Genomic DNA, 10,161 nt, shown 5'->3' with positions numbered 1-10,161 from the left:
TGCAGCCCCAGGTCACGCGCTGCCGCGGGCACGCCGTCCTTCACCGCACGCAGCAACGCTTGCCGCTTGAACTCCTCGCTGAAGCGCTGCCGCTTTACCTTGCTCTCTGCCTGTTTGGTCATCTTGCTCACTCCGGATGGCGATAGTGAACCGCTTATCCGGGTATCCGTGAAACGGGGGCAAGATCAAATACTCGTGCCACCATGAATAACTGACCTGTCCAGGTTGGTATAGTGCAGGATCCACCCCCATATACCCAGCGATGGACACCATTCGCATCCGCGGCGCACGCACGCACAATCTCAAGAACGTCGACCTCGACCTCCCCCGCGACAAGCTGATCGTGATCACCGGCCTGTCCGGCTCGGGCAAGAGTTCGCTCGCCTTCGACACCATCTACGCGGAGGGCCAGCGGCGCTACGTGGAGTCGCTGTCGGCCTATGCGCGGCAGTTCCTCTCGATGATGGAGAAGCCCGACGTCGACCACATCGAGGGCCTGTCGCCGGCAATCTCGATCGAGCAGAAATCCACCTCGCACAACCCGCGCTCCACCGTGGGCACGATCACCGAGGTGTACGACTACCTGCGCCTGCTCTACGCCCGCGTGGGCACGCCGCGCTGCCCCGACCACGGCATTCCGCTGGAGGCGCAGACGGTGAGCCAGATGGTGGACGCCACGCTGGCGCTGGACCCGGAAAAGCGCTTCATGCTGCTGGCCCCGGTGGTGCGTGAACGCAAGGGCGAGCACGTGCAGGTGTTCGAGCAACTGCGCGCGCAGGGCTTCGTGCGCGTGCGCGTGGACGGCACGGTGCACGACCTGGACGCCGTGCCGCCGCTCACCCTGCGCCAGAAGCACACCATCGAGGTGGTGGTGGACCGCTTCCGCCCGCGCGAGGACCTGAAGCAGCGCCTGGCCGAATCCTTCGAGACCGCGCTGCGCCTCGGCGACGGCCTCGTCGTCGTGGTCGACATGGACGATGCGAAGGCGCCCGAGCAGTTGCTCTCCTCGCGCTACTCCTGCCCGGTGTGCGACTACTCGCTGCCGGAACTGGAACCGCGCCTGTTCTCCTTCAACTCGCCGGTGGGCGCCTGCCCGGGCTGCGACGGCCTGGGCGTGACCCAGGTGTTCGATCCTGCCCGCGTGGTGGGCCATCCGGAGCTCTCCACCGCCGGCGGCGCGATCCGCGGCTGGGACCGGCGCAATCCGCACTACTTCCAGATGCTGCAGTCGCTGGCCGCGCACTACGGCTTCGACGTGGACACGCCCTGGAAGGACCTGCCCGTCGCGGTGCAGAAGGCCGTGCTCTACGGCAGCGGCAAGGAGAAGATCGCCTTCCGCTACCTCACCGAGCGCGGCGGCAAGGTCACCCGCGAGCACGCCTTCGAGGGCATCCTCCCGAACCTGGAGCGCCGCTACAAGGAAACCGAATCCCCCGCGGTGCGCGAGGAGCTGGCCAAGTACATCAGCGACCAGCCCTGCCCCACCTGCGAGGGCCAGCGCCTCAACCGCTCGGCGCGCAACGTGTTCGTGGCCGAGCAGGCGCTGCCCGCGCTCACCCGCCGCTCGATCGACGACGCCCTGGCCTTCTTCGACGCGCTCACGCTGGCCGGCTGGCGTGGCGAGATCGCGGCCAAGATCGTCAAGGAGATCCGCGAGCGGCTCTCCTTCCTCAACGACGTGGGCCTCAACTACCTCACGCTGGACCGCCAGGCCGACACGCTCTCCGGCGGCGAGGCGCAGCGCATCCGCCTCGCCTCGCAGATCGGCGCCGGCCTGGTCGGCGTGATGTACGTGCTGGACGAGCCCTCCATCGGCCTGCACCAGCGCGACAACGAACGCCTGCTCGGCACGCTCACCCGCCTGCGCGACCTCGGCAACACGGTGATCGTGGTGGAGCACGACGAGGACGCCATCCGCGCCGCCGACCACGTGCTCGACATCGGCCCCGGCGCCGGCGTGCACGGCGGCGAGGTGGTGGCGCAGGGCTCGCTCGGCGACATCCTCGCCGCGCCGCGCTCGCTCACCGGGCAGTTCCTGTCCGGCCGTCGCGCGATCGAGGTGCCGGAGGAGCGCCGCCAGCCGGTCGACCAGGACAGCTGGCTGCGCATCAAGGGCGCCAGCGGCAACAACCTCAAGGACGTGGACCTGGCGGTGCCGGCCGGCCTGCTCACCTGCATCACCGGCGTGTCCGGCTCGGGCAAGTCCACGCTCACCAACGACACCCTGTTCCGCCTCGCCGCCGCCGAGCTCAACGGCGCCGGCACACAACCAGCGCCGTACAGGTCGGTGGAAGGGCTGGACCTGTTCGACAAGGTGGTGGACATCGACCAGTCGCCGATCGGCCGCACGCCGCGCTCCAACCCGGCCACCTACACCGGCCTGTTCACCCCGCTGCGCGAGATGTTCGCCCAGGTGCCGGAGGCGCGCGCGCGCGGCTACACGCCGGGGCGCTTCAGCTTCAACGTGCGCGGCGGCCGCTGCGAGGCCTGCGAGGGCGACGGCATGCTCAAGGTGGAGATGCACTTCCTCCCCGACGTGTACGTGCCCTGCGACGTCTGCCAGGGCAAGCGCTACAACCGCGAGACGCTGGAGATCATGTACAAGGGCCACACCATCGCCGACGTGCTCGACATGACGGTGGAGGATGCGCTCAAGCTGTTCGAGAACGTGCCCGGCCTCGCCCGCAAGCTCGACACCCTGCGCGCGGTGGGCCTGGACTACATCAAGCTCGGCCAGAGCGCCACCACGCTCTCCGGCGGCGAGGCGCAGCGCGTGAAGCTCTCCAAGGAGCTGTCCAAGCGCGACACTGGCCGCACCCTGTACATCCTCGACGAGCCCACCACCGGCCTGCACTTCCACGACATCGAGCAGTTGCTCGACGTGCTGCACCAGCTGGTGGACCAGGGCAACACGGTGGTGGTGATCGAGCACAACCTCGATGTGATCAAGACCGCCGACTGGATCGTGGACCTCGGCCCCGAGGGCGGCGCCGGCGGCGGACGCATCATCGCCGCCGGACCGCCGGAGGCGATCGCGGCCACGCCCGGCTCCTACACCGGCCACTTCCTCGCACCGCACCTCAAGCCCGTCGCGGCGGGCAAGGCCGCGCGCGCGGCGGAGGCGGGCAAGCGCACCAAGGCCGCCATCAAGCACATCGCCTCCGCCGACAAGCACAAGCCCGTTCCCAGGAAGAAGCGCTCATGAGCCACGCCACCTCCGACAGCGCCGCCGCGGAACGCGCCGTAGGCCCGGCCCCGGTCGCCCCGGCGCCGCTGTTCGTGGCCTCGATCGGCGTGCGCTGGCGCGACCTCGACGCCTTCAACCACGTCAACAATTCCAACTACCTCACCTACCTGGAAGAGGCCCGCCTGCAATGGCTGCGCCATGTGCCGGGGCCGTGGTTCGACGAGCAGTCGATGCCGGTGCTGGCGGCCAGCGAGATCAACTACCGCCAGCCGATCGAATGGCCCGCGCAACTGCACGTGGAGCTGAGCTGCCTGCGCCTGGGCAACAGCTCGATGACCATCGGCCACCGCATCGTGGATGCGGCCGATCCGGCCCGGCTGTACAGCGACGGCCAGGTGGTGATGGTGTGGATGAACCCGGCCACCGGACGGCCGGTGGCGCTGCCGGCGGCGATCCGCAGCGCGGCGGCGCCGGCGGGCTGAAGCGGCGTACCGGAGACGCGCGGCCCGCCCGTTATCGGGCGAGTCGCCGGCCGCCGCCATCCACCCGTCTCCAGCCTGACTCGCCATCCCGTACCGGCCGCGCTTCACCACCGGACTCCACGGGTTGCCCGTAAGATGCCCGGCGACCCAACGAGAGAAGGAAGCCGCCCGTGAGTCAGCCACTCCTGCGCCTCGCCGCGCTCGCCGCCGCCGTCGCCCTCGCCGCACCGGCCTTCGCCGCCACGCCCACCGCCCTCACCCTCTACCGCAGCGACAGCGCCGCGCTCTACGCCAGCGGCGACGCCGGCGGCGTGGACGAGGGCTACGCCGTGGTGCGCGAGCCGCGCCGGCTCGACCTGCGCGCCGGCGTGCAGGACGTGACACTGGGCGGCCTGCCGCGCTACCTGGACAGCGAGGCGCTGGCGCTCGGCGTCGAAGGCGGCGCCCGCGTGCTCTCGCAGCGGCTGCTGCTCGGCCAGGGCGCCGGCGCCGCGCTGGCCGGCCTGGTCGGCCAGCCGGTCGAGGTGCTCGGCAGCGACGGCCAGCCGCTCGCCCGCGGCACCCTGCTGCGCGCCGGCGACGGCCTGCTGGTGCAAGGCGAGGGCGGCCAGACCAGCCTGGTCCGCGACTACGCCGCGGTGCGCGCCCAGGGCCGCTTCAGCCCCGGCTCCAGCCTCCAGCTGCGCCTGGACGCGCCGCGCGCCGGCGGCGCCGACGCCGTGCTGAGCTACCCTACCGCGGGCCTGGGCTGGCGCGCCGCCTATGTCGGCACCCTGCAGCCGGGCGGCGCCTGCCGGCTTGCCTTCGAGTCGCGCGCCAGCATCGCCAACCGCAGCGGGCGCGACTGGCACGAGGTGGCGCTGACCCTGATCGCCGGCGAGCCACGCTTCGCCAAGGCCTCGGCGCCGCAGCCGATGATGATGGCCCGCAGCTTCAAGGCCGCCGCCGCACCGGAGGCCGACGCGCTGCCCGAGCAGTCCACCCTGGCCGACTACCGCAGCTACGCCCTGCCCGGCGCGGTCGACCTGCCCGACGGCAGCGTGAGCCAGGTGCCGCTGTACGCCACCCGCACGCTCGACTGCGAGCGCACGGCGCTGTACGAGCGCGGCGGCGGCTGGCGGCCGCCGCAGCCGATGCTCGACCCCGACTTTTCCCCCGACGGCGGCGAGCAGCCGATCACCAGCACGCTGCGCATCCAGGCCTTCGACAGCCTGCCCGCCGGCCACCTGCGCGTGCTCGCCGCCGACAGACACGGCACGCCGCAATTCATCGGCGAGGGCCGCATCGAGGACACGCCCAAGGGCCGCCCCGCCACCGTCACGCTGGGCACCGCCTTCGACCTGCGCGGCCAGCGCGAGCGCACCGCCTTCACGGTGGACCGCGCCGGCCGCCGCATGGACGAAGCCTTCCGCATCACCCTGAGCAACGCCGGCGACAGCGCCCGCACCGTGACCGTGCGCGAGCACCCCAGCCGCTGGCGGCAATGGACGCTGGTATCGTCCTCCGCCAAACCCGCACGGCAGACGCCCGACCTGCTGGAGTTCCGCGTCGAGGTGCCCGCCGGCGGCCAGGCCACGCTGGACTACGCCGTGCGCTACAGCTGGACGGCGGACCAGCAACCACGCTGACGGAGCTCACGCCATGCTCGACATCCTTCCCCATGACAGCGACATCGTCGAAATCCGCCTGGCCCGCCCGCCGGTCAACGCGCTGGACCTCGTCCTGCTCCGGGCCCTGGCCGAAGCGGTGGAGCAGGCGCCGCTGGACGGCGCCCGCGGCATCGTGCTCTCCGGCGCGCCCGGCCTGTTCTCGGCCGGCGTGGACGTGCCGGCGCTGCTCGGCAAGGACCGCGCCGGCGTGCGCGAGTACTGGCGCGAGCTGTTCCGCACCTGCGCCGTGCTGGCGCATGCGCCGGTGCCGATGGTGGCGGCCGTTACCGGCCACGCGCCGGCCGGCGGCGCCGTGCTGGCGCTGTTCTGCGACTACCGCGTGATGGCCGAAGGCCCCTACCGCATCGGCCTCAACGAGGTGCAGGTGGGGCTGACCGTGCCCGACCACATCCAGCTCGCCCTGCGTCGCGTGGTCGGCGCCTACCGCGCCGAACGGCTGCTGGTGGCCGGCGCCATGCTCACGCCCGAGCAGGCGCTGGCCTGCGGCTTCGTCGACGAGATCACCGCGACGGAGCAGGTGGTGGTGCGCGCCCGCCACTGGCTCACCGAACTGCTCGCCCTGCCCTCGCGCGCCATGCTCGCCACCCGCGCCCTGACCCGCGCCGACCTGATGCGCGCCTACGACGACGTGGACGCGCTACCGCTCGACGACTTCGTGAACGCCTTCTTCCACGACGATACCCAAGCGGTGCTCAAGCAGCTGGTGGCGCGACTCAAGAGCAAGGCGTGAAGCCGAGGGCGCCGCGGCCGGAGCCCGCTTTCCGGCCGGCCGCGCCGCTCAGGGACGCCCGCTCGCTTCTCCCGTCGCCACCGGCCGCGACGGGTCGCTGACCCAGCCGCTCCACGAGGGCGCGTACAGCCGCGAGCCGCCGAGCCCGGCGTGCTCCATCGCCAGCAGGTTGTGGCAGGCGGTGACGCCGGAGCCGCACATGTGCACCACCTGCGCCGGCGCATGCCCGCCCAGCACCGCCAGCCATTCGCCACGCAGCGCGGCGGCGTCCTTGAAACGCCCGTCCGGCCCCAGGTTGTCGCCGAAGGGCCGGTTGACCGCGCCCGGCACGTGGCCGGCCGCGGGGTCGAGCGGCTCCACCTCGCCGCGATAGCGCGGCGCGGCGCGCGCATCCACCAGCAACGGTTCGGGCGCGGCCAGCGCTTGCTGCAAGGCGCCGTGGTCGAGCACCTGCGCCGGGTCGTAATGCAGGGCCACCGTGGTGGGCGTGCACGCCGCCGGCGCCGTGGTCTCCACCGGCAGGCCGGCGGCGAGCCAGGCCGGCCAGCCGCCGTCGAGCACGGCGACCTCGCGCACACCGGCCAGGTGCAGCAACCACCACAGGCGTGCGGCGGCCAGCGCGCCGCCGGCCGCGTCGTAGCTCACCACCTGCAGGCCGGGCCGCCAGCCCCAGCCCGCCAGCAGGGCCGACAGCGCCGCCTCCGACGGCAGCGGATGCCGCCCCAGCCCTTCCGCCTGGCGCGAGAGGTCGGACAGGTCCTGCTCCAGGCTCGCATGCACGGCGCCGGGAATATGGCCCTCGCGCCAGTCGCGCCGGCCCTTGTCGTGGTCGGCGAGGTCGGCGCGGCAATCGACGATCAACACCTGCTGCGGATCCAGGGCGGCAAGCTCGGCGGCGTCGATCAGGGCGGTCTTGGCGGGCATGGCGATGGGTTCGCGGGGAGAAGGACGCCGATGGTAACGCCCACGCCAGGCTCGCGTGACAACGGCATCGACGGCACGCCGTGCCGATCACGAAGGCCGGGCAGGACCGTACCCGCGGGGCGGCACAGCGCCGACGCGCCGGTCCACCGCACCGGACGCGCCCCAGGGGAAAGTCCTTGCCTCGCCCGCCTACACCGCCGCGCTGGATCGCCTGGCTGGCCCATGGCCGCGCCCGCCTGGACGGGGCCAGGCGGCTGGTGCGGCACGCAGCCGGATCATCCGCACGGCGCACCGATGGATGCCTGCGGCTACTGCGGCCTGCTCGCGGTGGCGCGTGCGGACGCCGGCGACGCCGTCAGGCGTGGCCCATGCGCTGCAGCAGGTTGTAGAGGATGGCCGCGGTGGCGCCCCAGATGCGGTGACCGCCGTGGACGTACTCCAGCATCGCGCGGCGGTGGCCGCGGTAGTCCATGGTGTAGCGGCGCAGGTTGGCCGGGTCGAGGAAGAAGGCCAGCGGCACCTCGAACACCTCGGCCACTTCCTCCGGCGCCGGGTACAGCTGCGCGTCGGCCGCGATGCGCGCCACCACCGGCGTGACGCAATAGCCGCTGATCGTCTCGAAGCAGTCCAAATAACCGAGCGGCATCACCAGCGCGCGCTCCAGGCCGACTTCCTCCTCGCTTTCGCGCAGCGCCGTGTCCAGCGCGTCGGCATCGTCCGGGTCGGTGCGCCCGCCGGGGAAGGCCACCTGCCCCGCATGCGCGGCCAGGTTGGCGGTGCGCACGGTCAGCACCAGACGCGGCGCCGCCGCCTCCCGCAGGCCGATCAGCACCGCAGCTGGGCGGCGCTCCACGTCGCCCAGCAGCTCGGCCATCTCGGCATGGTTCCAGCCCGGCGCGGAGGGCGGTTCGGACAGGGGGAGCAGCGCCCGGCGCAGGGCCGCGTCGTCGCAGACGGCGGCCAGGGCGGCGGTCCTGACGGCGCTCATGCCGGCCGCCGCCGCACCGGCAGCACCTGCGTCATGCAATGGAGGCGCTCGGCGTCGCTCATCGCGCGCCAGCGCGCGATCTCTTCGCCGCTGCGCAGGCAGCCCTCGCAGAGGCCGTCCGCGTCGAGGCGGCAGACGCCGATGCACGGCGTGCGGATGGTGAAGGGTTCGAGCGGGACGGGAGCGTCGGGCATGTCCCCATCATGGTAGTGCAGCCGCGGCCGGAAGGTGGCCGGCGCAGCGCTCACTGCTTGATGTCGAGCAGCTCGATCTCGAACACCAGCGCCTCGTTGGGACCGATGCGCGGCAGCTGGCCGCGCTCGCCGTAAGCCAGCTGCGGCGGGATCACCACCCTCCAGCGGTCGCCCACGTGCATGCGCTGGATCACGTCCTGCCAGCCGGGGATCACCTTGTTGTTGACGATGAAGCTGACCGGCGAGCCGTGCGCCCAGGAACTGTCGAACTCGGTGCCGTCGATCAGCATGGCACGGAAATTCACCGTGACGGTGCTGCCTACGCGCGGGGTCTCGCCCCCGCCGCCGCCCTGCTTGAGCACCGAGTACTGGATGCCCGAGGGCAGTTGCACCACGCCGGGCTGCTGGCGGTTGCGCAGCATGAAGTCCGCGCTCTTGCGCGCGTTGGCGGAAGCCAGGCGCTGGAAATCCACCTGCGCCTTGCTGCGCATGTGCAGGTCCAGCGCGTCGAGCTGGTCGCGCATGTCGCGCGCGGAGACCGACGGCGCGCGCTTGTTGTACGCATCCTCGATCGCCCGCTGCATGGTGGGCAGGTCCACCGACGGATCGCCGCCGGCGAACTGTCCGCCGATCTGGTAGCCGATCGCGTAGGCGAGCTTGTGCCGGTCCAGCTTCGCCCCGGGGCTGCCCGCTGCGGCCGCACGGTTCTGCGCGTGCGCGGCCGCCGTCAACACCAGCAGTCCGCACACCAGCCAGCGCAGTCGTGTCATGCCTTTCCTCCGTCGTACGGCGCGATCCCACCCATCCTAGTGCGGTTTGCGCCTTTCATGCAGCGTCACGGCCGCTCCCTTGAGAAACCGCGCGGCGGCAAAGGTTCCCGCGGCCAGGAACCGGCCCGCGCGCGCCCCGGCAGCCCGCGCGCCATGGATGGTCCTGGCTTTTGAGGTGCATGCATGGAGGTCCGTCCACGACCGGGCGATGGCGCCGGCCTGCGGGCAAACAGACCCGAACAGGCTCTAACATGCGCCACCTCGCCACTGCCGGAGTTCGCCATGGCCTACCGCAATCTCGAGATCGCCCACCGCGGTGCGGTGCGCACCATCACCGTGAACCGCCCCGACAAGCTCAACGCGCTCAATCGCGACACGCTCAACAAACTCACCCTCGCCTTCGCCCAGGCCGCGCAGGACGACGCGGTGCGCGTGGTGGTGCTGGCCGGCGCCGGCGAGAAGGCCTTCGTGGCCGGCGCCGACATCGCCGAGATGCACGGCTACAGCACGGTGCAGGCTCAGGCGTTCTCGCGCGCGGGGCAGCGACTGGCGAGCGCGATCGAGCGGCTGGGCAAGCCGGTGATCGCCCGCGTGCAGGGCTTCGCGCTCGGCGGCGGCATGGAGCTGGCGATGGCCTGCCACCTGCGCGTGGCGAGCGAGAAGGCGAAATTCGGCCAGCCGGAGATCAACCTCGGCCTGATCCCCGGCTTCGGCGGCACCCAGCGCCTGCTGCGCCTGGCCGGCCGCGCCGCCGCGCTGGAACTGTGCCTGACCGGCGCGCCGGTGTCCGCGCAGCGCGCCTACGAACTGGGCCTGGTCAACCGCCTCGTCCCGCCCGAGGCGCTCGACGAGGCGGTGAACGCCCTGGCCGACCAGCTTGCCGCCACCGCGCCGCTGGCCGCCGCCGGCGTGCTCGACGCGGTGCTGACCGGCGGCGAGGCCACGCTCGACCAGGGCCTGGAATTCGAGACGCAGACCTTCGCCCTCCTGTTCGCCACCGGTGACATGCGCGAGGGCACGGCCGCGTTCATGGAAAAACGCAAGGCGGCGTTCAAGGGAGAGTGAGCGCAACGGGCGCGGAGATCCGGCCCGTCGATGCGTGCGCGACGCTGCTGACTGCCGTCCGTTTCCGGTCGCGCGCCGCCGCGCTCACATCACCGCGTGCCGGCGCCTTCCGGCCAGGGAACGTACGGCCGCTAGTGTAGTGTCTCATAAA

7 protein-coding genes and 1 pseudogene are annotated in these 10,161 nt (G+C 72.0%); 5 read left to right on the top strand and 3 right to left on the bottom strand.

Annotation, left to right across the window (positions count from 1 at the left end):
- Nucleotides 1-262: 262 nt before the first annotated feature.
- From uvrA to ACH65_RS17750, 4 genes are all read left to right on the top strand, one after another.
- Nucleotides 263-3,205: an excinuclease ABC subunit UvrA gene (gene uvrA, locus ACH65_RS17765; RefSeq protein ID WP_049623973.1), complete on the top strand. Its 2,943-nt coding sequence runs from the start codon at nt 263-265 to the stop codon at nt 3,203-3,205.
- Nucleotides 3,202-3,669: an acyl-CoA thioesterase gene (locus ACH65_RS17760; RefSeq protein ID WP_049623972.1), complete on the top strand. Its 468-nt coding sequence runs from the start codon at nt 3,202-3,204 to the stop codon at nt 3,667-3,669. Before uvrA ends, ACH65_RS17760 begins: the two co-directional genes overlap by 4 nt.
- Nucleotides 3,670-3,839: 170 nt before the next feature.
- On the top strand, nt 3,840-5,297 hold the full coding sequence (locus ACH65_RS17755) for a DUF4139 domain-containing protein (RefSeq protein ID WP_049623971.1): 1,458 nt from the start codon (nt 3,840-3,842) through the stop codon (nt 5,295-5,297).
- A 13-nt stretch (nt 5,298-5,310) separates the two neighbouring features.
- On the top strand, nt 5,311-6,069 hold the full coding sequence (locus tag ACH65_RS17750; RefSeq protein WP_049623970.1) for an enoyl-CoA hydratase/isomerase family protein: 759 nt from the start codon (nt 5,311-5,313) through the stop codon (nt 6,067-6,069).
- A gap of 48 nt (nt 6,070-6,117) precedes the next feature.
- Here ACH65_RS17750 and ACH65_RS17745 read toward each other — a convergent pair whose 3' ends face one another.
- The 3 genes and pseudogenes from ACH65_RS17745 to ACH65_RS17735 form a co-directional block, all read right to left on the bottom strand.
- Nucleotides 6,118-6,993, bottom strand: coding sequence for a sulfurtransferase (locus tag ACH65_RS17745; RefSeq protein ID WP_049623969.1), 876 nt, complete (start codon nt 6,991-6,993; stop codon nt 6,118-6,120).
- Nucleotides 6,994-7,348: 355 nt separating this feature from the next.
- A pseudogene (locus ACH65_RS17740) lies at nt 7,349-8,175 on the bottom strand (CoA pyrophosphatase).
- A gap of 50 nt (nt 8,176-8,225) precedes the next feature.
- Complete coding sequence (locus tag ACH65_RS17735; protein ID WP_049623968.1) at nt 8,226-8,945, bottom strand: FKBP-type peptidyl-prolyl cis-trans isomerase; 720 nt, start codon at nt 8,943-8,945, stop codon at nt 8,226-8,228.
- Between the two features lie 282 nt (nt 8,946-9,227).
- Here ACH65_RS17735 and ACH65_RS17730 point away from each other — a divergent pair, with 282 nt between their 5' ends.
- Nucleotides 9,228-10,010 carry an enoyl-CoA hydratase/isomerase family protein gene (locus tag ACH65_RS17730; RefSeq protein ID WP_049623967.1) on the top strand — a complete coding sequence of 261 codons (783 nt, stop codon included), beginning with the start codon at nt 9,228-9,230 and terminating at the stop codon, nt 10,008-10,010.
- Nucleotides 10,011-10,161 lie beyond the last annotated feature (151 nt).

It is taken from the genome of Frateuria defendens (assembly GCF_001182895.1).
Taxonomy (GTDB): domain Bacteria; phylum Pseudomonadota; class Gammaproteobacteria; order Xanthomonadales; family Rhodanobacteraceae; genus Frateuria_B; species Frateuria_B defendens.
This window is presented reverse-complemented; position numbering and strand designations above follow the sequence as displayed.

Coding starts and splice junctions, on each gene's coding strand:
- ACH65_RS17735 (WP_049623968.1), bottom strand. CDS start 8,945: ATGACACGACTGCGCTGGCTGGTGTGCGGACTGCTGGTGTTGACGGCG.
- ACH65_RS17745 (WP_049623969.1), bottom strand. CDS start 6,993: ATGCCCGCCAAGACCGCCCTGATCGACGCCGCCGAGCTTGCCGCCCTG.
- ACH65_RS17730 (WP_049623967.1), top strand. CDS start 9,228: ATGGCCTACCGCAATCTCGAGATCGCCCACCGCGGTGCGGTGCGCACC.
- ACH65_RS17750 (WP_049623970.1), top strand. CDS start 5,311: ATGCTCGACATCCTTCCCCATGACAGCGACATCGTCGAAATCCGCCTG.
- uvrA (WP_049623973.1), top strand. CDS start 263: ATGGACACCATTCGCATCCGCGGCGCACGCACGCACAATCTCAAGAAC.
- ACH65_RS17760 (WP_049623972.1), top strand. CDS start 3,202: ATGAGCCACGCCACCTCCGACAGCGCCGCCGCGGAACGCGCCGTAGGC.